The 23,527-nt window shown below is 38.3% G+C and carries 21 protein-coding genes and 1 tRNA gene; 14 read left to right on the top strand and 8 right to left on the bottom strand.

Annotated elements, in window-relative coordinates; genetic code table 11:
* Positions 1-27: 27 nt before the first annotated feature.
* Positions 28-834: a sulfurtransferase gene (locus ACFO5T_RS11765; RefSeq protein WP_380034597.1), complete on the bottom strand. Its 807-nt coding sequence runs from the start codon at positions 832-834 to the stop codon at positions 28-30.
* A 2-nt stretch (positions 835-836) separates the two neighbouring features.
* Positions 837-3,785, bottom strand: a complete 2,949-nt coding sequence (locus tag ACFO5T_RS11770; RefSeq protein WP_380034599.1) for a GH92 family glycosyl hydrolase — start codon at positions 3,783-3,785, stop codon at positions 837-839.
* Between the two features lie 102 nt (positions 3,786-3,887).
* On the opposite strand from ACFO5T_RS11770, the gene ACFO5T_RS11775 reads away from it, so the two are divergent.
* Positions 3,888-4,589, top strand: a complete 702-nt coding sequence (locus ACFO5T_RS11775) for a copper homeostasis protein CutC (protein ID WP_380034601.1) — start codon at positions 3,888-3,890, stop codon at positions 4,587-4,589.
* The gene (locus ACFO5T_RS11780) at positions 4,586-5,497 is read left to right on the top strand and encodes an ABC transporter substrate-binding protein (protein ID WP_380034603.1); all 912 of its coding nucleotides are present in this window, start codon (positions 4,586-4,588) and stop codon (positions 5,495-5,497) included. The genes ACFO5T_RS11775 and ACFO5T_RS11780 overlap by 4 nt, the downstream gene beginning before the upstream one ends.
* A gap of 54 nt (positions 5,498-5,551) precedes the next feature.
* On the opposite strand, the gene lepA is transcribed toward ACFO5T_RS11780, so the two are convergent.
* A complete protein-coding gene (gene lepA, locus ACFO5T_RS11785) occupies positions 5,552-7,348 on the bottom strand; it encodes a translation elongation factor 4 (RefSeq protein WP_380034605.1) in 1,797 nt (598 codons plus the stop codon).
* Positions 7,349-7,522: 174 nt separating this feature from the next.
* Here lepA and ACFO5T_RS11790 point away from each other — a divergent pair, with 174 nt between their 5' ends.
* The 3 genes from ACFO5T_RS11790 (at position 7,523) to dusB (ending at position 12,127) form a co-directional block, all read left to right on the top strand.
* Positions 7,523-9,895: a TonB-dependent receptor gene (locus tag ACFO5T_RS11790; protein ID WP_380034607.1), complete on the top strand. Its 2,373-nt coding sequence runs from the start codon at positions 7,523-7,525 to the stop codon at positions 9,893-9,895.
* Between the two features lie 7 nt (positions 9,896-9,902).
* Complete coding sequence (locus ACFO5T_RS11795; protein WP_380034609.1) at positions 9,903-11,048, top strand: acyltransferase family protein; 1,146 nt, start codon at positions 9,903-9,905, stop codon at positions 11,046-11,048.
* An 86-nt stretch (positions 11,049-11,134) separates the two neighbouring features.
* On the top strand, positions 11,135-12,127 hold the full coding sequence (gene dusB, locus ACFO5T_RS11800; protein ID WP_035328796.1) for a tRNA dihydrouridine synthase DusB: 993 nt from the start codon (positions 11,135-11,137) through the stop codon (positions 12,125-12,127).
* On the opposite strand, the gene ACFO5T_RS11805 is transcribed toward dusB, so the two are convergent.
* Together ACFO5T_RS11805 and rbfA are read right to left on the bottom strand one after the other, a co-directional pair.
* Positions 12,124-13,329, bottom strand: a complete 1,206-nt coding sequence (locus tag ACFO5T_RS11805; protein ID WP_375252846.1) for an FtsX-like permease family protein — start codon at positions 13,327-13,329, stop codon at positions 12,124-12,126. The two genes, dusB and ACFO5T_RS11805, sit on opposite strands and share 4 nt — an antisense overlap.
* The gene (rbfA, locus tag ACFO5T_RS11810; RefSeq protein WP_021778132.1) at positions 13,330-13,722 is read right to left on the bottom strand and encodes a 30S ribosome-binding factor RbfA; all 393 of its coding nucleotides are present in this window, start codon (positions 13,720-13,722) and stop codon (positions 13,330-13,332) included.
* Between the two features lie 133 nt (positions 13,723-13,855).
* Between rbfA and mce the strand changes: the two genes are divergently transcribed.
* The 3 genes from mce (at position 13,856) to ACFO5T_RS11825 (ending at position 15,087) form a co-directional block, all read left to right on the top strand.
* A complete protein-coding gene (mce, locus tag ACFO5T_RS11815) occupies positions 13,856-14,260 on the top strand; it encodes a methylmalonyl-CoA epimerase (RefSeq protein ID WP_380034612.1) in 405 nt (134 codons plus the stop codon).
* 96 nt (positions 14,261-14,356) lie between these two features.
* Positions 14,357-14,430, top strand: a tRNA-Ile gene (locus tag ACFO5T_RS11820).
* A gap of 432 nt (positions 14,431-14,862) precedes the next feature.
* Positions 14,863-15,087 (top strand): hypothetical protein, encoded by a 225-nt coding sequence (locus tag ACFO5T_RS11825; protein ID WP_152594948.1) that lies wholly within the window; start codon positions 14,863-14,865, stop codon positions 15,085-15,087.
* Here ACFO5T_RS11825 and ACFO5T_RS11830 read toward each other — a convergent pair.
* Entirely contained in the window at positions 15,071-15,658 is a 588-nt protein-coding gene (locus ACFO5T_RS11830) for a riboflavin synthase (RefSeq protein ID WP_035325575.1), read from the bottom strand. The genes ACFO5T_RS11825 and ACFO5T_RS11830 overlap by 17 nt on opposite strands.
* Positions 15,659-15,717: 59 nt before the next feature.
* Between ACFO5T_RS11830 and pdxA the strand changes: the two genes are divergently transcribed.
* From pdxA to accC, 6 genes are all read left to right on the top strand, one after another.
* A complete protein-coding gene (gene pdxA, locus ACFO5T_RS11835) occupies positions 15,718-16,800 on the top strand; it encodes a 4-hydroxythreonine-4-phosphate dehydrogenase PdxA (protein WP_380034614.1) in 1,083 nt (360 codons plus the stop codon).
* Between the two features lie 116 nt (positions 16,801-16,916).
* Positions 16,917-17,456: a YceD family protein gene (locus ACFO5T_RS11840; protein WP_380034616.1), complete on the top strand. Its 540-nt coding sequence runs from the start codon at positions 16,917-16,919 to the stop codon at positions 17,454-17,456.
* A gap of 9 nt (positions 17,457-17,465) precedes the next feature.
* Positions 17,466-17,663 (top strand): 50S ribosomal protein L32, encoded by a 198-nt coding sequence (gene rpmF, locus ACFO5T_RS11845; protein ID WP_013750156.1) that lies wholly within the window; start codon positions 17,466-17,468, stop codon positions 17,661-17,663.
* Between the two features lie 160 nt (positions 17,664-17,823).
* Positions 17,824-18,822 carry a beta-ketoacyl-ACP synthase III gene (locus ACFO5T_RS11850; protein WP_380034618.1) on the top strand — a complete coding sequence of 333 codons (999 nt, stop codon included), beginning with the start codon at positions 17,824-17,826 and terminating at the stop codon, positions 18,820-18,822.
* Positions 18,823-18,849: 27 nt separating this feature from the next.
* Positions 18,850-19,341, top strand: a complete 492-nt coding sequence (accB, locus tag ACFO5T_RS11855; protein WP_375253072.1) for an acetyl-CoA carboxylase biotin carboxyl carrier protein — start codon at positions 18,850-18,852, stop codon at positions 19,339-19,341.
* A gap of 106 nt (positions 19,342-19,447) precedes the next feature.
* Complete coding sequence (accC, locus tag ACFO5T_RS11860) at positions 19,448-20,797, top strand: acetyl-CoA carboxylase biotin carboxylase subunit (RefSeq protein ID WP_380034621.1); 1,350 nt, start codon at positions 19,448-19,450, stop codon at positions 20,795-20,797.
* Positions 20,798-20,851: 54 nt separating this feature from the next.
* Here the strand turns inward: accC and ACFO5T_RS11865 are convergent, their stop codons facing one another.
* Positions 20,852-21,328, bottom strand: coding sequence for a DinB family protein (locus ACFO5T_RS11865; protein WP_380034623.1), 477 nt, complete (start codon positions 21,326-21,328; stop codon positions 20,852-20,854).
* A gap of 163 nt (positions 21,329-21,491) precedes the next feature.
* On the bottom strand, positions 21,492-23,321 hold the full coding sequence (locus ACFO5T_RS11870; protein ID WP_380034625.1) for a PLP-dependent aminotransferase family protein: 1,830 nt from the start codon (positions 23,319-23,321) through the stop codon (positions 21,492-21,494).
* Positions 23,322-23,527: the final 206 nt, after the last annotated feature.

The raw sequence follows: 23,527 nt of genomic DNA on the forward strand, positions 1-23,527 counted from the left end.
CATCTTACATCTTAAAAAGTAGTGTTGTTATACTTGTGTATAGAGTTTATTGCGCTCTGCCCACTCTGTCCAAGAACCATCATAAACGTAAGACTCTTGATCTGAAACTAGGGTAAAGGCGAGTAGAATAATGCAAGCCGTTATGCCAGAGCCACAACTAAAAATGATAGGACGTTTGTCTATATGTAGATCCTTAAATAGTTTTTCTAGTTCTTCTTTTGGCTTGTAATAACCATTAGATAACACTTGAGTGTAGGGGAGGTTAAGTGCGTTTTTTATATGACCGCTTTGTAAGTGAGCTCGTGGCTCTGGAGCTGTACCATTAAAACGCCCTTGTGATCTTGCATCTATAAGCTGGTACTCTTGTGTATTACAATTATCTACTATTTGATCATAATGGTATATGACTGCTTCATTTTTATGTGCTTTAAAGGAAGTAGACGTGTCTTTAGGTTTATGAATTTCTAAGGATTCAAATCCTGCTCCATTCCAGGCTGGTAGACCGCCATCAAGTACGGCTACAGTCTTATGATCCATTACGGTAAACATCCACCACACTCTTGTGCTAGTGAATATTCCTTTGCTGTCAAAAACAACGATTTGTGAATCTCTGGTAATACCAAGTTTTCTACACTCCTCTTCAAACTGCTTTTCACTAGGGAATGTGTTGGGATATGGACTTTTAGTATTGCTAAAGGTATTTTTGATATCAAAATGAACTGCTCCTTTTATGGTGTTGTTCTCATCATACTCTTGACTTGCGTCTAGTAGTATAAGGTTTTTGTCTTCTCTATGCTCTTTGAGCCAATGTATGGTTACTAAGGGTGTTGTCATTACTACTTAACTATAAGTTCATCTATAAATATCCAGCTTTTGCCGTCATACGTGTGACCTAAATGCCAGCTAGGTAAATCTCCTACCGTCTTTGCTATAACTTTTATGTATCTCGCTGCTTGCTCATCTTGAGATGCTGCTACCGTTTTAATTAAAGTCTCTTCACTTTCTATAGTTGCATCTATATCTTGGCTATAGTAGGGTGTAAAAGTGGTGCCATCTATAGAGGTAAAAAAGCTAACCTCAGTAGGGTAAAAAATCCAGCTGCGTTGGTCTTGTAAAAATGAGGTGGCAATTGCGTTTATTTTTTTTACTTCTCCTAGATCTAGTGTAGCAACTACATCTTTATTATTATATCCTTGCCAGGTGCCAGATCTGTATTCTTTTGAACCTCTTATGCCATCTATTAAGGCATTCTCTCCACCTGCACTGTATTCATTTGCATAAGTAGTCTCGAGAGTCACTTTATAAGCATCATTTATTTTATGAAAAGGGGTGGAGATTGTAGCACTTTTGCCATGTCTTGAAATGGCATAAGTACGTAACTCTGTATCTGATGTTATGGTAATGGGTTTTCTATATCGCTTAAAGGTCTCGCCGTCTTCTTTTAGCGCAAAGTATATCTCTGCATCTTTATCTGTAGACTGTAACGCGACGGTTGTATTTTCTGTAAAAGTAATATCGCCACTTGCGATAAACGGTGCAGCTACAATGAGATGCTCTGTTATGGCAGTTTTTGGGCTGTGCGCTGGATGTTTACCCCATCTACCAGGAGTGCTAGACATATCAAATTGCAAGAGACCACCAGCCATAATATCTTTATGGTTTATGTAAGAGTAGGGGTGTGCCTTACCATTAATAGAAGCATTTTTTATATGGATATTACTGTCAGATACATTGCTGGCTTCTATGGTAAAATTATTGCCATTTTCTAGGTAAATCGTGGCTTTGTCAAAAAGAGGTGTCCCTATAGCATAGGTGTTGCTTCCTGGTGTCACAGGGTAAAACCCAAGCGAGCTGAGTACATACCAAGCACTCATCTGGCCACAATCTTCATTACCAGAGATACCGTCTGGAGTGTCTTTGTACATAGTCGTAAGAATCTCGTGCACACGCTTTTGAGTTTTCCACGGTTTATGAATAAAGTTATATAGATACGCCATATGATGACTAGGCTCATTACCGTGTGCATACTGTCCTATTAAACCTGTGATGTCTTGCTGGTGCCTTCCAGAAGTTTCTTGCTGGGCTGTAAAAAGTGCATCTAGCTTTTTATCCATCGCTTTTTTGTCACCCACAAGATCTATAAACCCACTCACGTCTTGAGGCACATAAAAGCTGTATTGCCAAGAGTTTGCCTCTGTGTAATTAAAGTTTACTTCGTAGGGGTCAAATGGCGAGAACCAGCTATTACGCATTCTACCTCGCATAAACCCTGATTTTGGGTCATATACATTTTTATAGTTTTGTGCTCTTTGGATAAACGATTTATAGCTTTCTTCGTCACCTCTTTCTTGAGCCATTATGGCTATAGTCCAGTCATCATAGGCATATTCTAATGTTTTTGAAACAGACTCTGCTTCCATTTCTGTGGGTATAAATCCATATTTTTTATAGGAGTCTAGACCTAGTTTATCTTGTGATGCGCTATGTAGCATCGCCTCAAAGGCACGATCTGTATCGTAGTCTCTTATGCCTTTAATATACGCATCTGCTATAACTGGAACGGCGTGATAGCCTATCATACAGCCTGTGTAATTACCAGAAAGATCCCATATAGGCATTATGCCACCCTCGTCATATTTTGCAATAAAGGTGTTTATAAAATCATTTGTGCGCTGCTCTTCTATAATGGTGTATAGCGGGTGTGCCGCGCGATATGTATCCCAAAGTGAGAAAACACTATAGTAATCAAAATCTGTAGTTTGATGAATTTCTAGATCCATACCTCGGTAGCGACCGTCTATATCTTGATAAATATTAGGCGCAAGCATCGTGTGATAGAGCGAGGTGTAAAAGTTAGTTTTATATGTTGTGTTGTCTGACTCAACGATAATTTTTTCTAGTTGTTTCTCCCAGGTACTTTGAACAGTTGCTTTTACTTGCTCAAAGGTTTTGTCGCCTATCTCTGTTTCTAAGTTTTGTTTTGCACCCTTCTCATCTACTGCAGAGATTCCTATTTTTATGATCACAGGCTCATTGCTGGGATTCTCAAACTTAAGAGCCACCTTGTTGCTTTTAGACTGTGGGTCTTTAATGTATTTAAAAGGGTGTGAGGTTTTGAGATAGTAATAAAGTAATTGTTTTGATGCCCAAGCTTTACTGTGACGATGGCCTTGCATTTCGGTAAATAGTTTCTGGTCGTCATCTTCTTTAATGACTTCCCAAGAGGCGCTTAGCACTTCGTCTCTGTGATCAAGATCTATGATGAGGTAGTTGTTGAGGGAGTCCGCTTTCGCGAAAGCGTATTTATGAACACCACTACGTTGAGAAACCGTAAGCTCTACGTCTATATTTGTACTATCTAGGTGTACTTTATAATATCCCGGTTGGGCAATTTCATTATCGTGAGAGAAGTGATCACGATATCCTTTTTTACCATTTGCGCCGTTATTAAAAAGTATGGTGTTAGACGGCATAAGTAAAATATCACCATAGTCTGAAACGCCAGTCCCACTTAAGTGTGTATGGCTAAAACCATAGATGTACTCATCATCATAGTGATAACCGGAGCAGCCATCCCAGCCATCTAGTCTTGTATCTGGACTTAACTGCATCATCCCAAAGGGCATTGTCGCACCGGGGTAAGTATGGCCGTGACCGCCGGTGCCTATAAATGGATTTACATAATTTATAAGCGCTTGGTCCTTTTGTGCAGGAGTGGTCTCAGTAACGTGTTTACACGAGGTAATAAATATTGCTGCAATTAATAAGGTAAGTAGGTGACGCATTTGCAAGGATTGGTTTGTGTCTAAGATAATAAAAGCCCTAAAGCTATACGAGATAGCTCTCGCAAAATTTGACAGTGGTTTTAGGTTTAGTACCTTTAGTATATGAAAATTGAGGTCTGTGCAAATTCATTTGAGAGTGCCCTAGCAGCGCAAAATGGAGGTGCACATCGTATTGAGTTATGCGAGCAGCTTGACGTAGGAGGTGTAACACCTAGTCACGCACTTATTAAGAAGGTGATGCAAGATCTATCAATAACATCTTTTGTGCTTATACGACCACGCGCTGGTGATTTTATATACTCAAATAGTGAGTTTAAAACGATGTTGCGTGATATTGCTTTTGCAAAGTCTATGGGTGTGCAAGGTATAGTGTCTGGCGTACTGCTCAGTGATCATATAATAGACATTAAAAGAACATCACAGCTTGTAAAGGCTAGTGAGGGAATGTCTTTTACTTTTCATCGTGCGTTTGATCAAGTGCTTGATCCTGTACAAGGTCTAGAGGAGCTTATAGAGCTAGGCGTAGATCGCGTTCTTACTTCTGGTCAAAAACCAGATGTTATTGAGGGGTTTGATGTTTTGAAATCACTACGCGAGCAAGCTAAGGAGCGCATTGTTATTCTGCCAGGAGGCGGAGTTTCAATTACAAATGTTGAAAAATTTTTAGATGCTGGTTTTAAAGAAGTGCACGGCAGCTTTCGCGAAAGCGTAATAGAAAACTCTTCACCTCAAAAACGCATAAAGAAAGAAACACATACAAGTCAACAAACTATAAAACAACTCATCAAACTCATCAAAAAATGAAATCAAATCACATTAAACTAGCACTAGACTGGACGCCTAATATAAATCATATAGGTTTTTTTGTGGCTCAAGCACAGGGCTTTTACAAAGAAGAAGGGCTAGAAGTAGCTATAGGAAATCCCGCCTCAGATAATTATGAACTCACCCCAGCAAAGAAGGTAGAGCTCGGTCTAGTAGATATGGCATTGTGCCCTACGGAGAGCTTGCTTAGTTACCGCACAAAGTCAAGCCCTTTCCCGCTTAAGGCGGTTGCTGCTATCTTGCAAGAAGATGTTAGTGCTATTGTGGTTAAACGTGATAGTGGTATCGCATCTCCTAGTTCTTTAGATCATAAAACTTATGCATCTTACAAAGCACGATATGAAGATGAAATCGTAAAACAAATGATACGTAATGATGGTGGTGAGGGAGTACTAGAACTTGAGTATCCATATAAGCTGGGTATTTGGGATGCGCTCATTGCAGGAACTTATGATGCTACCTGGGTGTTTTTAAATTGGGAAGGCGTGCAGGTGCAAGAGAGGGGTGATGACTTCACCTATTTTAAAATGGCAGATTACAAGGTGCCATACTCATACTCACCAGTAATAGTTGTAGATGAAAATAAAATAGTGGCACGTAAGGAAGCTTACCAGGCTTTCCTTAAAGCTACTGCTCGAGGCTATCTATATTGTAAAGAGCGACCTGAGGAGGCTATTGCTATACTCGCATCACTTGTACCCGAAAAGGATAAAGAGATAGATCTTAAAAAGGCATTACAGATGTCTTTAAAAGCATTTGGTACAGGAGATTCTTGGGGGAGAATGGATCAGGGAGTTATAACCACTTTTTTAGAGTGGTTATATAACAAAGGTCTTGAGACAAAACCCATAGATGCCAATACCATTTTTACAAACGAGTTGCTGTAAAAGTAAAAAAGCTGCAAATATTATATTTGCAGCTTGTTTATACTTTATATATGCTTAATCGTTAAGTTTAAGAACCGCCATAAACGCTTCTTGTGGTATCTCTACATTACCCACAGCACGCATACGTTTCTTACCTTTTTTCTGCTTTTCTAGAAGTTTACGCTTTCGCGAAATATCACCACCGTAACACTTAGCCGTTACATCCTTACGTAGTGCTTTTACCGTCTCACGAGAGATGATCTTTGCACCTATTGCAGCCTGTATAGGAATATCAAACTGCTGGCGTGGGATAAGTTCTCTTAATTTCTCACACATACGCTTACCTATATCATAAGCATTGTCTTGGTGTAAGAGCGCAGATAGTGCATCTACTGGTTGCCCGTTGAGAAGTACATCTACCTTAACCAGTTTTGAAGCTCTCATACCTATAGGAGAGTAGTCAAAACTCGCATACCCCTTTGAAACTGTTTTAAGACGATCATAAAAATCAAAAACAATCTCTGCAAGTGGCATATCAAAAGTAAGTTCAACACGCTCTGTTGTTAAGTATGTCTGGCTAGCTATTTGACCTCTCTTTTCTATACATAATGACATTACAGGTCCTACAAAGTCAGACTTTGTAATAATGGTTGCTTTAATAAAGGGTTCTTCCACACGATTCATACTAGATGGATCTGGAAGATCTGATGGATTATTTACTAAAATAATATCATCTGGATGTTTATTTGTAAACGCGTGATAAGATACGTTAGGTACTGTTGTGATAACAGTCATATCAAACTCACGTTCTAATCTTTCTTGTATAATCTCGAGGTGTAACATTCCTAAGAACCCACATCTAAATCCAAAACCTAATGCCGCCGAACTTTCTGGCTCAAATACTAGAGACGCATCATTAAGCTGTAGTTTTTCCATCGAGTTGCGTAGCTCCTCATAGTCCTCCGTGTCTACAGGATAAATACCTGCAAATACCATAGGCTTTACGTCTTCAAAACCTGCAATGGCGTTTTGTGTAGGGTTCTTAGCGTCTGTAATAGTATCACCTACTTTTACCTCACGGGCATCTTTTATACCTGTAATAAGGTATCCTACGTCACCCGCTTTTATTTCTTGCTTAGGTGCTTGTGTAAGTTTTAATGTTCCTACCTCATCTGCACCATACGTGTTTCCAGTAGCTACAAATTTTATTTGTTGGTTTTTTCTAATAGAGCCATTTATTACTCTAAAGTACGTTTCTACTCCTCTAAAAGGGTTGTAAACACTATCAAAAATAAGCGCTTGTAGTGGTTCATCTGAATTACCCTTTGGAGCAGGTATGCGCTCTATTACTGCGGCAAGAATTTCTTCAATACCTATACCTGTTTTTGCAGATGCTGGAATTACTTCTTCTGCATCACAACCTAGTAGGTCTACAATATCATCTGTTACCTCTTCTGGATTTGCACTAGGTAAATCAACTTTATTAAGTACCGGTATGATCTCTAGATCATTCTCTAGTGCTAGATAAAGGTTTGAGATAGTTTGTGCCTGTATACTTTGTGCTGCATCTACTACTAGAAGCGCTCCTTCACAAGCGGCTATACTACGCGATACTTCATATGAGAAATCTACGTGACCGGGTGTATCTATGAGATTTAGAATGTAATCTTCGCCTTTGTATTTATACTCCATCTGGATAGCGTGGGACTTAATGGTAATACCGCGCTCACGTTCCAAATCCATACTATCTAGTAATTGCGCCTGAGCTTCACGTTTTGTAACTGTAGCGGTCTCATCAAGGAGACGGTCTGCTAGTGTACTCTTACCGTGGTCAATGTGCGCAATAATGCAAAAATTTCTAATATTCTTCATAGTCATAGCAAATAGGGTGCAAATATACGGCTATTAAGAGCTATTTATTTCTCAGTAAAATAGATTTTGTGTATTTGGTCGAAAATTCTTAAAATTATGTGAAATGTTTTTGAAAGAGGTGTTACTTTTAAAGCTCTAAAAATTAGCATTATCCGACCTGTTATCATACTGTTGATGTTTTTTAGCATCTCATCAATCATCGCCCAAAACATACGTATTCAAGGAGTTGTAAACACTTCTCAAAACAGTCCCATTGCCTTTGCAAACGTTGTACTACTTGACGAGGAGCAAAAGCTGGTAAAAGGTACTATCACAGAAGAGGACGGTTCCTTTAGTCTAGAAAATCTCAAAACAGGCACATACCACCTTACAGTTAGTTTTGTAGGTTATGACGACCAAAAAATTGAAAGTATTCTACTAGAAAAAGACACAACTTTAAGACCCATAGTGCTTAACGCAAGTCAAGAAAGTCTAGATGAAGTCGTGCTTACTTCAAAAAAACCAACTGTTGTACGCAAAGCAGATAGACTTGTTTTTAATGTAGAAAATACCATACTATCATCGGGTAATACGATGGATATTTTAAAAAGAACTCCGGGAGTAGTTGTAAATCAAGAAGAGATTACAATTAGAAATGAAGGAGTTACTGTGTATCTCAATGATAAGAGAGTGCAATTGAGCGCAGAAGAAATTCAAGATCTTTTAAGTAGTCTCTCTGGTGATGCTATACAATCTGTAGAGGTGATTGCAAATCCACCAGCTAGATATGAGGCAGAGGGAGGTCCCGTACTTAATATTATTACTTCAAAGGTGGTGTCTTTAGGCTATAAAGGAACTGTTTTTGCAAGAGGAACTTACGGCATTTTTCCAAAACATTCTTTTGGGACGTCACAGTATTATAAAAATGAAAAATTGAATCTATTTTTTAATTATAGTTTCAACCCGCAGAAGTCCTCTTTTATGAGTGACAATTTTATAAACTATAGAACTGCAGATGAACATATAAACTGGCTTCAAGATTTTGAACGTAAAAACTGGTCAAATGCTCATAACGCAAATCTTATTATGGATTATAAGCTTAATGAGACTTCGCAGTTAAGTTTTTCTGCTGTGGGTTTATATTCACCAGGTATTTATGATTACTCAAGATCTATAACAGATGTTATTTCATCTATAGAAGACCCGTACACGATTAGAACCTCTAGCGGATTAAATGGAGAGCGCACTAATATTGCGCTAGATGCAAAGTATACCAAGACGCTTAACAATGGATCATTGAGTATGAATGTGCATCATACTAATTTTTCGCGAAAGCGTGATCAATCTTTAAATTCTCGATATATAGATGCTACTGGGGAGCAGTTTAGAAATGTGCGTTTTACGAGTGACTCTTTTCAAGACATTGAGATTTATACAGGGCAAATAGACTATGCAACGACCTTAGGGACTGTTGCTTTAGAACTGGGTGCAAGAACGTCTATTATAGATTCTAGATCTGTGATTAAATTTCCAACTATTGTAGATAGTGGTGTGTCAGGTTTGCAAGAAGCGCAAGATGATGATTTTCTATATGATGAAGATATTGTTGCGGGTTATGTTTCTGTGGCAAAAGATTGGGATAAATGGAGTTTAAAAGCTGGGTTGCGCGCAGAGCAAACTAACTCAAAGGGAACTTCGCTTGCGCTTAACGAGATTAACGATTTGGATTATCTAGAATTTTTTCCAACTGCATATGTGCAGTATGCTCCTGTTGAGAATCATAGTTTTAGCTTGGACTACTCAAGAAGAGTAGATAGGCCTAGGTATCAAGATTTAAACCCATTTGCCTACTTCTTAAATGAAAATAATTTTGATCAAGGTAATGCACAGTTAATTCCAGCTTTTAGTCATCGATTTAATTTTAATTATACTTTAAAAAGTGCTTACTCTTTTGATCTCTATTATCGTGATAATGGAAATGAGATATTAAGGCTTCCTTTCCAAAATAACGATGCACAAGTATTACGCACCTCAAATCAAAATGCATTAGGTAGTAAATCTTGGGGTCTCGACTTCACACACGGTAGAAGTGTTTCAAACTGGTATTATTTATACACTTACCTAAGTGCCTTTCACGAGGAGGTTACTTTCCTTGCGCAAGAGAGTGGCAATGTTGCTCAAGATAATAAGGTAGATGGAGTGTATGCATACATTGGTAATTACCTCACACTTAGTAAAGATAGAAGTTGGACAGCAGAGGTGAGCGCAGAGTATATTTCTAAATTTCTAGCTGCAAGCTATATTCAAGACCGGGTGATTACATTAAATGCCGGTGTACAAAAGAAGTTTTGGAAAAACAGAGCTATACTTAAAGTAACTGTAAATGACATACTAGGGGAGGCAAATGCTTTGCTTACCTCTCAATATCTTAACCAAGACAATGCTTATTTCGCTGTTCCGGAGACACAAAACTTGCAAGTAGGCTTTACCTATAAGTTTGGTAATTTTAAATTACAAGATAATAATAGAGCTCTTGAGATTGATGAGTTAGAACGACTTAAAGAATAATCATCTTTTGACTAGCAGCTCTTCATCTAGGCAGCGTGTTTTTGGGCTTGACTTAATGCGAGCAATCGCGATTCTTGCTGTTTTAGGATCGCACATTTTATATATTTTCCCCGAGCAATATGGAGGTGTCATCCCGCTACTACAACTAGGGGGAGTGATGGGTGTAGAGATCTTTTTTGTCCTGAGCGGCTATTTAATAGGGTCTATATTGCTTAGGCTATTTGTAAAAGAAGATTTTGGGATGCGCGATGTTAAGTATTTTTTAGTACGCAGGTGGTTCCGTACGTTGCCTAGCTATTACCTCGCTTTAGTTCTCAATATTTTGCTAGTTATTGCGATAGGTAGACAGCTTCCAAAAAATATACCATACTACTTTCTTTTCCTTCAGAATTTCTCTTCGGGGATGGAGGTGTTTTTTACAGAGTCGTGGAGCTTGCCAGTAGAGGAGGTGGCATATATTATAGGGCCATTGTTATTATATGTTGTGGTTTACGCTTTCGCGAAAGCAAAAAAAGAAACCTTATTCCTGGGCAGCACAATAGCAGTCATAATCGTATTTCTTATAACTAAATTACTCTACCATTTTACCACACCAACACTTAATGCGCAGCAGTGGAACATAAATCTAAAGGCAGTAGTCATCTATAGAATAGATGCAATTTATTATGGTGTACTAGCAGCATATCTATCTCATAAATATCCAAATCACTGGCTTAAACACAAACAGTTATTATTTGCTTTAGGAGTAATATTGTTTTTTGGGTTTCAGTTTGTTTTAGGAAAATACAGTTTAGATCCTGTGGCTGCATCATTTATTTGGGATGTAATCTATTTGCCACTTACTTCGATTGCCATCGCTCTTACCTTGCCAGTTCTTTCTTCTTGGCGTCAAGCGCCTCGATTTATAGCTGTGCCCATACGTTATGTAAGTATAACCTCATATGCGGTTTACCTCTTGCATTATGGGTTATTGTTGCAGGGTATGCGATGGTTGTGGCCTATAGAGTTGTTAAGTTTTAATGAGAGAGTGGGTTATGCAGCCATATACTTTATACTTTTATTTCTAATAGCAGGGTTGTGGTATCGTCTTTATGAAAAACCTATGACAGACCTACGCGACAAGCATTTTATAACGAGTAGGTATAAACACTAAAAAGAAGTTACCTTTGTGCCAGATTAAATTATTTGAGTTCTTTTGTGCGTGATACGTATCAAGAGAATAAGGCAAGGAAATTAAGTATGGCAAAAATAGGAGATATAGATGTAGGAGATTTTCCGCTATTACTAGCACCTATGGAGGATGTAAGTGATCCGCCATTTAGAGCGTTATGTAAAGAACAGGGGGCAGATGTTGTATATACAGAGTTTATATCTAGTGAAGGGTTGATACGTGACGCTGCAAAGAGTGTGATGAAACTGGATATTTATGAAAAAGAACGTCCTGTAGGTATTCAGATTTTTGGAGCAGTAGAGGAGTCTATGTTGCGTAGTGTGGAGATTGTAGAGGCAAGTGGGCCAGATATTATTGATATTAACTTTGGGTGTCCAGTCAAGAAAGTAGTGTCAAAAGGAGCTGGTGCCGGTATCTTAAAAGATATAGACCTTATGGTTAAGTTAACCAAGTCTATGGTAGAGCATACTAAGCTGCCTGTTACTGTAAAAACCCGCTTAGGTTGGGATCACGATAGTATTAAGATTGTTGAGGTTGCAGAGCGTTTACAAGACGTAGGTTGTGCTGCAATATCTATACACGGTCGTACACGTGCACAAATGTATAAAGGTGATGCAGACTGGAAGCCTATTGCTGCAGTAAAGAATAATCAAAGAATGCACATCCCAGTGTTTGGCAACGGAGATGTAAACTCTCCAGAGCGCGCTGTGGAGATGCGTGATGAGTATGGCCTTGATGGAGCGATGATAGGTCGTGCAAGTATAGGCTACCCGTGGTTTTTTAATGAAGTAAAGCACTTTATGAAAACAGGAGAGCATAAAAAGCCACCTACCCTAGTAGAGCGCGTAGAAGCTGCACGACGTCACCTAGAGATGTCTATAGCCTGGAAAGGAGAGATACTTGGCGTGTTTGAAACAAGAAGGCATTATACAAACTACTTTAGAGGGATTCCGCATTTTAAGGAATACCGTATGAAGCTAGTAACTTCAGATAAAAGTGAAGATGTCTTTGCTGCATTAAACCTTATTGAAGAGAAATTTGCAGGTTACGAGTTTGTCTAGTCTGAGCTTATAAATTTCTTATTTATCCTTGAGGCCGCAAGTCTAGCGCTTAAAAAGCCTAGTATCACTATTGTTGCATATACGATTACGATATTTACTAGCTCAAATTTTACGGGGTAGGGTAAACTCTCTGTAATTGGTATAAAGCCAAACTGCTGTTGTATTACAATAAGAATTGCACCTAGTATAATCCCTACAGCGCCACCTAGAAGAATCATTAAGGCGCCTTGCGTAAATATAATCATACGTATAGATGCTAGAGATGCGCCTAGATCGCTTAGTGTTTTAATGTGCTTGCGCTTATCTACTATAATCATAATAAGACTCCCTATAAAGCTAAAAAGAGCTATTATAAGTACGAGCGTACATATAAAGTAGAGTGCGAGGTTTTCAGTATTGAGCATCTTGTAGAGGGCGTCATTAAGCTCTATTCTGTTTTTTATGATCACGTGGTTATTGAGTAGCGAGCTTATTTTTTCGCGTAAGCGGTCTTCGTCTGCTTCTGGAGATAATTTAATCTCAAGTGTACTTATCTTATCTTCTGGGTAACCCAATAGTGCGCCTACAAAGTCAATATTTGCAAAAATATGATCATTGTCAAGTGTCTCGCCGGCTTGAAAAACTCCACTCACCACTGCCTTTGATGAGTTAAAAGCTTGTGTAGGATCTGTGATTTGTCCCGTACCAGGTTTTGGTGTCATTACAGAGAGTAGGCTGCTATAGTCTGTGAGGTTAATAGAGAGTCTTCTTCTTACAAGATAACCCATAGCCACTGCTGGCTCACCTAGAGTAGGCCAGTTTCCGGCAAAGATGGTACTATCTATTTGAGTAACGTTGAGGTAATTTTCATCTACTCCTTTTATAAAGCCCAGTGAGGTTTTACCCTCGTGCTCGAGGTATGCACGTTCTTCTATTACTTTTGAGTATGCTTGTATCTCTGTAAATGAGGCGAGCTCCTTTTCTTGAGTAGGAGTGAGGGTGATTGTTTTGCCAGTAGCGGGTAGTACTTTAATGTCTGGGTCTATAATAGACGTAATAGAGAGATTAAACTCCTTAAGTCCAGAAAAAGCAGAGAGCACTATAAAAAGAACCATCGTGCCTAAAATGATACTCCCTATAGATATGTAGGTAATTATGTTTACAGCATTTGTACCACTTTTTGATACAAGGTAACGTTGCGCTATATAGCGAGCAAACTGCATTTATATTTTCTTTCTACGAGCGAGTAAACTTGGATCTTCTAGTGGGTTGTCACCACCTTTAAGAGAGCGCTCTATACCATCTAGGTACTCTAGCGTGTCATCTATATAGAATTGAAGTTCTGGCATACGTCGCAGTTGGTGACGTGTGCGCTGTGATATGTTATGACGTATGATAGGTTTTACTTGGTTAACCTCTTTGAGTATCTCAGTAGCCTTATCATTAGGGAAAATGCTCAAGTATACTTTTGCAATAGATAAGTCTGTAGGTACCTTAACCTTAGTTACAGACACAATAATGCCTCCTTGACCGCTGTCTCTAAGTGCGTTTTGAAGCACTTCTGCAAGATCTTTTTGAAGAACACCTGCTACTTTTTTCTGTCTGTTTGATTCCATAGACTGCAAAAATACGTTTTTTTGATATGTATTACTTTTGTCAAGCCTTGATATGCGGTATTTAACGTTGTATTATGGTTTTTACGCTTTCGCGAAAGCGTAATTCAAACATTTATAATACAGAAAATAAGATATGAATAAGATAGAACACATAGGTATAGCTGTTAAAAATCTTGAGGCGGGCAACTCGCTTTATGAAAAGTTACTAGGCGTATCACATTATAAGATTGAGGAAGTTGCCTCTGAAGGGGTGCGTACATCTTTCTTTAAAACAGGTCCTAATAAAATAGAGCTTCTAGAGGCGACAAACGATGATAGTGCAATCGCTAAGTTTATAGAAAAAAAGGGAGAAGGGATACATCACATAGCCTTTGCGGTAGAAAATATTGTAGAGGAGATGGAAAGATTAAAAAAAGAAGGGTTTATTATTCTTAATGAAAAACCTAAGAAAGGTGCAGATAATAAGCTAGTTGCGTTTATACATCCCAAAACAGCAGGTGGTGTTCTTATTGAGTTATGTCAAGAAATTAATAATTAGCAAAGAAAAGCTTTGTTAGGGTAAAGATTTATTATAAATTTGCACCCGTTTTCAACTTCTATTAGATTAGAAAACATAGAAAACATAGAAAACAACGGTCCCATAGCTCAGTTGGTTAGAGCATCTGACTCATAATCAGAGGGTCCTTGGTTCGAGCCCAAGTGGGACCACTTAGTAAACCTCGCAAACATAAGTTTGCGAGGTTTTTTTATGCTTTATAATGAGAGATGTTCTAATCTCTGTAAAACGTATTTTTGGGTAATTTATCTAGATTAAAGTATGTGTATACCCGATGAAAAGCACAAATTCTCATTTTTTATCCTAACACCTTAAAATGTATTATCTGTCTTAAGTATTTAAGATATTATGGTTTATTTAACTGATTTGCAGTGTTTTGTAAAATTTTTTAACTAAAATTTATGTTGGTTTTGATATTGTAGGAGGTAAAAAATTCTAAATATTTATACTTTTTTTAACGTAATTACTCGTTTTATCGATAAAATACGTATTATTGCCGATGTAATACACAAAATTAACCTACTTAACCCTCTTTAAATTAGCTCTTATTGACCTAGTTTAAAACATTTTATATTTGAATTACTATGAGCCCCAAACTCAGAAATTTCATTACAACAGCCCCCCTTTTATTAATGGGGATAAGTGCGTTTGCTGGTAAAGAAGCACCGCCTCCGCCAGGTAGAACCCCACTACCTGGGCTTATTGCGCCCATAGATGATCACCTCCCGTTATTACTTATAGGAGGTCTACTACTAGGTGCGTATTATATGTATAAAATTAAAATGAAAAAGGCTAGTAGCCCTCAGTAAGTCTTTTTACATACTTGCCTATAACATCAAACTCAAGGTTTACACGAGTACCTACTTTAAAGTTTTTAAAGCCTGTGTGTTCATAAGTGTAAGGAATTATAGCTACGCTAAAAGCTCCTTCTTTTGAGTCTACAACAGTGAGGCTAGTGCCATTTACAGTAATAGAGCCTTTTTCTATGGTAACATTTCCTAGTGAGGTGTCGTAGTCAAAGGTGAATCTCCAGCTTCCATCTTCTTCGCTTATAGCTGTGCAAGTTCCTACCTGGTCTACGTGACCTTGTACAATGTGGCCGTCTAGTCTTGCGCCTAGTTTCATCGCGCGTTCTAGATTTACAATATCGTTTACAGCGAGATCGTTGAGGTTAGTTTTATCTAGCGTTTCTTGTATGGCTGTAACCGTATAAGTGTCTCCATCTATACTTACAACTGTAAGGCATACGCCGTTGTGTGCTACACTTTGATCTATTTTGAGCTCATTTGTGATCGCACTTTTTACTCTGTAGTGTATATTTTCTTGATCCTTAGTGATTGATACAATAGAGGCTAGATCTTCAATAATACCTGTAAACATAAATGGTTTTTATTTGGTTACTTTTGTGTTACAAAAATACAAAACCCGAAAGGCATCAAATGAATAAACAGCAAAAAGTACGTGTAGGGATTTCTATAGGAGATTTAAATGGTATAGGCGCAGAGATTGTGATCAAGACGTTTTCTGAGGCAATGATGTTAGATTTTTGTACGCCTGTAATTTTTGCTTCGGCAAAGACGCTTTCATATATAAAGAAAGAACTGGGGCTTCAAGCAGAGTTTTATGGGATAGACGCTTTCGCGAAAGCGTTAGATAATAAGATTAATGTCTTTAACCTGTGGAAAGAGCCTGTAAGTATATCGTGGGGAGAGGCTACAGGTATTGCGGGTGATTATGCACTCAAGTCATTTACAGCAGCAACAAAGGCGCTTAAAGATGGTGATATAGATGTGCTAGTAACGGCACCTATAAACAAAGCAAATATCCAGAAAGAGGATTTTGCTTTTCCTGGTCATACAGATTATCTTGCTCAAGAGCTTACGGGTAATGCTATGATGCTTATGGTAACAGATACTTTAAAAGTGGGCCTTCTTACTGATCACGTAGCTGTAAAAGATGTGGCAAGTAATATCACACCAGATGTAATAAAAAAGAAGGTGAATACACTCTATAAATGCTTGCAGCAAGATTTTGGAGTAGATAGGCCTAAAATAGCACTGCTGGGTATTAACCCTCACGTGGGAGATAATGGAGTGATAGGTGATGATGATGATAAAGTGCTTATCCCTACCTTAGAAAAAATGAGAGCTGGAGGACAGCTTGTGTATGGTCCTTATGCGGCAGATAGTTTTTTTGGTTCTGGTAACTATAAAAATTTTGATGCTATTCTCGCTGCATATCACGATCAAGGTTTGATACCATTTAAGACCTTGTCTTTTGGTAAGGGTGTAAATTATACAGCTGGGCTAGATAAGGTGAGAACATCTCCAGATCACGGTACGGCTTATGAGATAGCTGGTAAGGGTGAGGCAGATCCTGGTTCTTTTAGAGAAGCAGTGTATGCGGCTATCAATATTTATAATAAAAGAAAAGAATACCAAGAAATAACAAAAGATGTGCTTAAGGTGTCGCCAAAACGCGCAGGAAGAGAGCGTGCAGGTAGAGGCCCAGCAAGAAAGTAAGTGTAATATAGTTGTGCAATGCATTAATCATATAGCTGTTAGATTATTTTTTTTAATTCTTAGCTATTGTGATTTAAAAAATTATGTATCTTTGCACGCTCCAAACGGATGATGTAATGAAAGAATTAAAACTATACACTATACAGTACGTAGGTTTAAAAGAAGGAGAGCATACGTTTGAGTACACGATTACAAAATCGTTCTTTGATCTTTTTAACTATGATGACTTTAACGATGCAAGCGTTGAGGCTACACTTCTCTTAACAAAGAAGTCTACCTTTATGGAGTTTGATTTTAATATCTCAGGAACAATCAATATAAATTGTGATGTGACAAATGAGCCTTATGATCAACCTATAAGTGGGAGCTATGAGCTTGTAGTTAAGTTTGGTCAAGAGTTTAATGATGATATTGAAGATGTTCTTATACTCCCATTTGGAGAGTATGAAGTAAATGTCGCTCAGTATATTTATGAACTTATTGTGCTGTCTATGCCTAATAAAAGGGTTCACCCTGGTATAGCAGATGGAACATTAAAGTCAGATATTTTAGAAAAGCTGGAAGAATTAAGTATTCCAGACCAAAGAGCAAAAGAAGAGAAAGAAGAGACAGATCCTAGATGGGATTCGTTAAAAAAACTATTAACAGATAAATAAGAGTACGTAATGGCACATCCTAAAAGAAAAATCTCAAAAACAAGAAGAGATAAAAGAAGAACGCATTACAAAGCTGCTATACCTCAAATAGCTGTAGACCCTACAACAGGAGAAGCGCACCTTTACCACAGAGCACACTGGTTTGAAGGTAAATTATACTATAGAGGTCAGGTAGTTATTGATAAGACTGAAGAAGTAGAGGCATAAGCTTCTATTTTCTAGACATAGAACTCTCACATTGTGAGAGTTTTTTTATGCGTAGGATTGTCAAAAAAAGTTAATTGTAGGCCATTTTTGATCAATTTTTAGTATTTTTCTCATCGTTTTGTTCTTAACTGAATAAAAACGAAAAATCTAACTGAAACAAATGAGTAAAATCTCAGCGGCAATTACAGCTGTAGGAGCTTATGTTCCAGACTATGTGTTGACTAACGATATTTTAGCAACTATGGTTGATACCAATGATGAGTGGATTACCACTCGCACAGGTATTAAAGAGCGTAGAATTCTTAAAGAAGAAGGCAAAGGAACCTCGTTTCTTGCCATCAAAGCAGCACAAGATCTTCTTGAAAAAAAGCAACTCGATCCCAAAGAGTTAGATATGGTAATCGTAGCCACTGCTACACCAGATATGCCAGTAGCCTCGACCGCAGTTTATACAGCCTCTCAAATAGGTGCGACTAATGCATTTGCATTTGATCTCACAGCAGCTTGCTCTAGCTTTCTTTACGGGATGTCTACAGCAGCTAGTTATATTGAGTCTGGTAGGTATAAGAAAGTACTGCTTATAGGCGCAGATAAAATGTCATCTATTATAGACTATACAGATAGAGCTACGTGCATCATCTTTGGAGATGGTGGAGGTGCAGTACTATTTGAACCTAATGAAGAAGGAATGGGACTCCAAGATGAGTATCTTAGATCTGACGGAATAGGAAGAGAATACCTTAAGATAGATGCAGGAGGGAGTATACTACCCACTTCACAAGAAACTTTAGATAATAAACAGCACACAGTTTTTCAAGACGGAAAAACCGTATTTAAATTTGCTGTTTCAAATATGGCAGATGTAAGTGATAAAATTATGAAGCGTAATAACCTTAGTGGTGACGACGTTAACTTTTTAATCGCACATCAAGCTAACAAACGTATTATAGACGCTACTGCCAAAAGGATGGAGCTAGATGAGGATAAAGTACTCATTAATATCCATAAATATGGTAACACCACATCAGCCACTTTACCACTGTTGATGAGCGACTATGAGAATAAACTAAAAAAAGGAGATAATATCATATTTGCCGCTTTTGGTGGTGGATTCACTTGGGGTTCGATCTACCTCAAATGGGCATATAACTCTAATTAAACCTAAACAGACTAAATTCAAACACTTATGGATTTAAAAGAAATTCAAAATCTGATTAAATTTGTTGCAAAGTCAGGCGCTAGCGAAGTAAAACTTGAGATGGATGACGTAAAAATCACTATCAGAACTGGTGCAGACGATGAGAAAGGACCAACTACTTTCTTACAGCAAATGCCAGCAATGCAAATGGCTCCTGCAGCACCAGCGGCTCCGGCAGCACCAGTTGCAGAGGTAGCAGCACCTGCAGCACCAGCGGCCCCAGCAGAAGATAATTCAAAATACATAACTATTAAGTCTCCTATAATCGGAACCTTCTATAGAAAACCGGCTCCAGACAAGCCTATGTTTGTAGAAGTAGGAAAAACGATAGGTGAAGGTGACGTGCTTTGTGTTATTGAAGCGATGAAACTTTTTAACGAGATCGAAAGTGAAGTATCAGGTACGATTGTAAAAGTACTAGTAGACGATTCTTCTCCAGTAGAGTTTGATCAGCCATTATTCTTGGTAGATCCATCATAATCCCTTGCGGGTATTTTAATCATTGAGGAGACTGTGGTTTTTTACGCTTTCGCGAAAGCGAGACCTAAACAAAAACACGCAGTAATCACAATAAAAAATAAACAGTATGTTTAAGAAGATACTTATAGCAAACCGTGGTGAGATTGCCCTTAGGGTAATACGTACGTGTAAAGAGATGGGGATTAAAACGGTAGCTGTATACTCTACAGCAGACCGTGAGAGTCTTCACGTAAAATTTGCAGACGAGGCAGTATGCATAGGCCCAGCAGCAAGTAACGAGTCTTACCTTAAGATGTCTAACGTTATTGCAGCAGCAGAGATTACAAATGCAGACGCTATACACCCGGGATATGGATTCCTTTCTGAAAACGCAAAGTTTTCAAAAATATGTGAGGAGCACGACATAAAATTTATTGGAGCATCTGCAGAGATGATTTCAAAAATGGGAGATAAAGCTACTGCAAAAGAAACTATGAAAGCCGCAGGCGTACCTTGTGTACCAGGATCTGACGGTATCATAAAAGATTTTGAAGAGTGTCAAAAACTTGCCATAGAGACGGGTTACCCTGTAATGCTTAAAGCTACCGCTGGTGGTGGAGGTAAAGGTATGCGTGCCGTATGGAAAGAAGAAGACCTACTTAAAGCTTGGGAAGGTGCACGTCAAGAAAGTGCTGCAGCCTTTGGAAACGACGGTATGTATATGGAAAAGCTCATAGAAGAGCCACGCCATATTGAAATCCAAATTGTAGGAGATAGCACAGGTAAAGCCTGTCACCTGTCTGAAAGAGATTGTTCTGTACAAAGACGGCACCAAAAACTTACCGAAGAGACACCATCGCCATTTATGACAGATGACTTACGTGAGCGTATGGGTGAAGCAGCAGTAAAAGCAGCAGAGTTTATTAATTATGAAGGAGCAGGAACGGTTGAGTTTCTTGTAGACAAGCACCGCAACTTCTACTTTATGGAGATGAATACACGTATACAAGTAGAGCACCCTATTACTGAGCAGGTGGTAGACTATGATCTTATACGTGAGCAAATACTCGTGGCAGCAGGTGTACCAGTATCTGGTAAAAACTACTACCCACAACTACACTCTATAGAGTGTCGTATCAATGCTGAGGATCCTTTTAACGATTTTAGACCATCACCAGGACGTATTACAAATTTACACGCTCCAGGAGGACACGGTGTACGTATAGATACACACGTATATAGTGGGTATATGATACCGCCTAACTATGACTCTATGATTGCTAAGTTAATTACGACAGCACAGACTAGAGAAGAGGCGATTAACAAAATGAAACGTGCTCTTGATGAGTTTGTAATAGAAGGTATAAAGACTACCATACCTTTCCACAGGCAACTTATGGACCACCCAGACTATATAGCTGGTAACTATACCACTAAGTTTATGGAAGACTTTGAGATGAAGCTTCTAGAAGACTAAATAACTAAAAACTCCCGATAGCAATATCGGGAGTTTTTTATTTTAAGGTAAATCTTACTGTACAGGCTGTTGTCTAATTATTTTTTTGAGAACTACAATTTGCCCAAAATGATAATGCGAGTGCTCTAGCAGTCCCATTAGATTACGCTCATAAGTACCGTACTTTTCTAATACAAAATTACTCTTTAGCTCTTGGTCTGTAAGCCTAGATGCCTGAGATGCACATCTATCTAGATTTGTATACAATCTGTCGAGTCTTAACTTCCAAGCCTCTTGGCTCTTTAATATAGGTGCATCGTAGCTATATATATCTTTTGCAGTAAGTGGCTCACCGTCTAGTACGCCGCTTACGGCTTCTATATAGTAATTTATGTGGTACACAAGCTTTGCAATGTTATTAAGGCCGTAAACAGCCTGATTTGCCTCTTCTAGTGTTATATCATCTAGATGTTCTTTAAGATGAGAACCCGTCGTGTTAGGTCCAGATATGAACTCTCTGAGGTGCTTTGCAAGATGTTGAGAAGTGGTCATTACGTTATTTTAATTACAAGATAATGTTTCTACATAAATTTTAAAACGCGATGTTACGCTTTCGCGAAAGCGTAATAAAATCCATAATGCTCATAACTAAAAAACGCTTGCAAAACCTAAAACAGATTCTACAAGCGTCTCTAAATTTTGCAACAAATTCTGGTTACATCTCACTTACAAATTCTCTAAAAATCTCTTTGTGACGTTCTAAATCCATATTTGGTGAGAGTGACACACGAGCGATGTAATCTTTATCACCCTCCTTAGTTGTTCCTTGGGTAGAGGTTGCAGGTATAGTCCAGTACACACCCTTAAGTTGCCCATAACTCACACAGTACTTGCTCTCTTCAGGGATTTTTGTAATCATTAAGTTTATAAGTTTGTGGTTGAGTGCTCTTTTATAGGTCTCACGCTGTGCTGGAGTATCACCTTTAGTAGGTAAGTCTAGCGAAAACACAGACGGTGTAAATCCTTCTTGAGCAAGCTCTTCTGATACAAAATTGATTTTTGCATCTGGCAGCACTTCGCTTATAAAAGTTACAAACTTACGTGTGTTGACATAAGCATCTGCAATGCGCTGGTTCATAGAAGGCAGTTGTTGAGCAAGTAACTCATATTGCAAAGCTGTAGCCTCATTATCGCATATGGTTAAGTGCTTCTCGATATTTGCGATGAGCGGAGTTGCTTTTGTGTTTGCCACACAGTAGCCAGCAGTCACTTTACCACCACTCGGAAATTTTGATCCGCTGGCGTATGAGATTGCTCTCACAGTAGATAGATAATCATTATCACCTAAGAAGTGTACATTAGGGCAAAACGTTTGATCTAGAATAAATACTGGATCTATTGCTGTGTCTCCACTAGGCGTTTTACGAGTAGTGCTCAACACTTCTTTAAGTTTTACAAGATCTGGCACCTCTACCCTTGGATTTGTAGGGATCTCTGCAATGATGTATGGTATAGCATCTTGCTCTGCGAGTGTAGTAAGTACACGGTCTACACTTTGTACCATATCATTATCACCATCTACCGGTAGGTCTACAACCTCTACATTATCAAGACAGGCAGCTACGCGTCTTGCTTGGTCATTTGTCCCTCCATAACAGTTAGGTGGTACTACAAACTTGATTGCTTTGCCAGGGTGTTGTTCTTGAGCTTCTGCCACAAGACCCATCATTATCGCATATTGTATAGATAGTCCACTTGAACCTACAAGCGCTTTTGAGTTTGCTTGTGTTATTTCTTTTATGGTACTTAGAACCTTTACTTTATCTGCTTCTTTGGTACTTTTTTTAGCGGTAAAATCGGTTGTGTTTACGAGAGACTCTAGTGCTACAAGTGTATTTTCTGGTGTCATTGCCACCGTCTCCCTTCTGCGCACGTGTTGTATATCTGCTACGTAGTGGTTGTTATTTTCTCCATTAATAATGAGAATACTACCTAGATCTCCATACGTATTTACATAAAAGTCTACTTCTTTATGTAAGGCTGTAGTAGCGATTTTTTGCTGTTCAGATAGCAGTACTGTGCTTCCATTAAAAGGTGTGATATCATCAACACTTTCTAGCTTTTGAAGCTCAAAGTTATAGCCGTACACTTCTTTTAAGGCTGTTGTGTCAAAACGAGAAGAGAGCACTCCAGTATATAAAATGCGTGTGCTCTTATTTTCTAATAAATTTTTACGAAGCACGGCAAGTACAGGTACAGTCTTAGACTGAAAGCTTATAACGCTTTCTGTCTTTAGGTCATATGTTTTTGCTATTGCCCATTCTAAAATACTTGATAGTGGGTGTCCCAGTCTAATATAATCGTAAGCTGTAGGTAACTGGCTCAGTGATTCTTGATCTGAAACATTATTGTTATATAGTTTTTCAAACTCATCAAGAAACTGGCTTTTGGCTTGAGACTCATCATAAATATCTAGTCTATGTGTGGTAAGACGTAACCAGTCTTGGGGCATTTCTTGTAATACTTCTTTTATATATGCTAGCATTGCGCTGTGTTTTTATGGTATCACCTCATAATCTGTGAGGCTTTATATGTGTCGCAAAGTTATGAGAAAGTATACAGAAACAGGGGAGATTTATGTGTCTTAACGATTACTTAGCGTATTAAAAAACCACCCTAGATGACTAAGGTGGTTGTTTTTTAATTTGCTTTAGCGATATGCTATGCAAAGAGCTATATAAATTAGTATTC

This window comes from Dokdonia genika, assembly GCF_042652845.1.
Lineage (GTDB): Bacteria > Bacteroidota > Bacteroidia > Flavobacteriales > Flavobacteriaceae > Dokdonia > Dokdonia donghaensis.

What these genes read in the sequence shown, in the direction of transcription:
- ACFO5T_RS11765 (WP_380034597.1), bottom strand. Translation starts at nt 834, where the DNA reads ATGACAACACCCTTAGTAACCATACATTGGCTCAAAGAGCATAGAGAA.
- ACFO5T_RS11770 (WP_380034599.1), bottom strand. Translation starts at nt 3,785, where the DNA reads ATGCGTCACCTACTTACCTTATTAATTGCAGCAATATTTATTACCTCG.
- ACFO5T_RS11775 (WP_380034601.1), top strand. Translation starts at nt 3,888, where the DNA reads ATGAAAATTGAGGTCTGTGCAAATTCATTTGAGAGTGCCCTAGCAGCG.
- ACFO5T_RS11780 (WP_380034603.1), top strand. Translation starts at nt 4,586, where the DNA reads ATGAAATCAAATCACATTAAACTAGCACTAGACTGGACGCCTAATATA.
- lepA (WP_380034605.1), bottom strand. Translation starts at nt 7,348, where the DNA reads ATGAAGAATATTAGAAATTTTTGCATTATTGCGCACATTGACCACGGT.
- ACFO5T_RS11790 (WP_380034607.1), top strand. Translation starts at nt 7,523, where the DNA reads ATGTTTTTTAGCATCTCATCAATCATCGCCCAAAACATACGTATTCAA.
- dusB (WP_035328796.1), top strand. Translation starts at nt 11,135, where the DNA reads ATGGCAAAAATAGGAGATATAGATGTAGGAGATTTTCCGCTATTACTA.
- ACFO5T_RS11805 (WP_375252846.1), bottom strand. Translation starts at nt 13,329, where the DNA reads ATGCAGTTTGCTCGCTATATAGCGCAACGTTACCTTGTATCAAAAAGT.
- rbfA (WP_021778132.1), bottom strand. Translation starts at nt 13,722, where the DNA reads ATGGAATCAAACAGACAGAAAAAAGTAGCAGGTGTTCTTCAAAAAGAT.
- mce (WP_380034612.1), top strand. Translation starts at nt 13,856, where the DNA reads ATGAATAAGATAGAACACATAGGTATAGCTGTTAAAAATCTTGAGGCG.
- ACFO5T_RS11825 (WP_152594948.1), top strand. Translation starts at nt 14,863, where the DNA reads ATGAGCCCCAAACTCAGAAATTTCATTACAACAGCCCCCCTTTTATTA.
- ACFO5T_RS11830 (WP_035325575.1), bottom strand. Translation starts at nt 15,658, where the DNA reads ATGTTTACAGGTATTATTGAAGATCTAGCCTCTATTGTATCAATCACT.
- pdxA (WP_380034614.1), top strand. Translation starts at nt 15,718, where the DNA reads ATGAATAAACAGCAAAAAGTACGTGTAGGGATTTCTATAGGAGATTTA.
- ACFO5T_RS11840 (WP_380034616.1), top strand. Translation starts at nt 16,917, where the DNA reads ATGAAAGAATTAAAACTATACACTATACAGTACGTAGGTTTAAAAGAA.
- rpmF (WP_013750156.1), top strand. Translation starts at nt 17,466, where the DNA reads ATGGCACATCCTAAAAGAAAAATCTCAAAAACAAGAAGAGATAAAAGA.
- ACFO5T_RS11850 (WP_380034618.1), top strand. Translation starts at nt 17,824, where the DNA reads ATGAGTAAAATCTCAGCGGCAATTACAGCTGTAGGAGCTTATGTTCCA.
- accB (WP_375253072.1), top strand. Translation starts at nt 18,850, where the DNA reads ATGGATTTAAAAGAAATTCAAAATCTGATTAAATTTGTTGCAAAGTCA.
- accC (WP_380034621.1), top strand. Translation starts at nt 19,448, where the DNA reads ATGTTTAAGAAGATACTTATAGCAAACCGTGGTGAGATTGCCCTTAGG.
- ACFO5T_RS11865 (WP_380034623.1), bottom strand. Translation starts at nt 21,328, where the DNA reads ATGACCACTTCTCAACATCTTGCAAAGCACCTCAGAGAGTTCATATCT.
- ACFO5T_RS11870 (WP_380034625.1), bottom strand. Translation starts at nt 23,321, where the DNA reads ATGCTAGCATATATAAAAGAAGTATTACAAGAAATGCCCCAAGACTGG.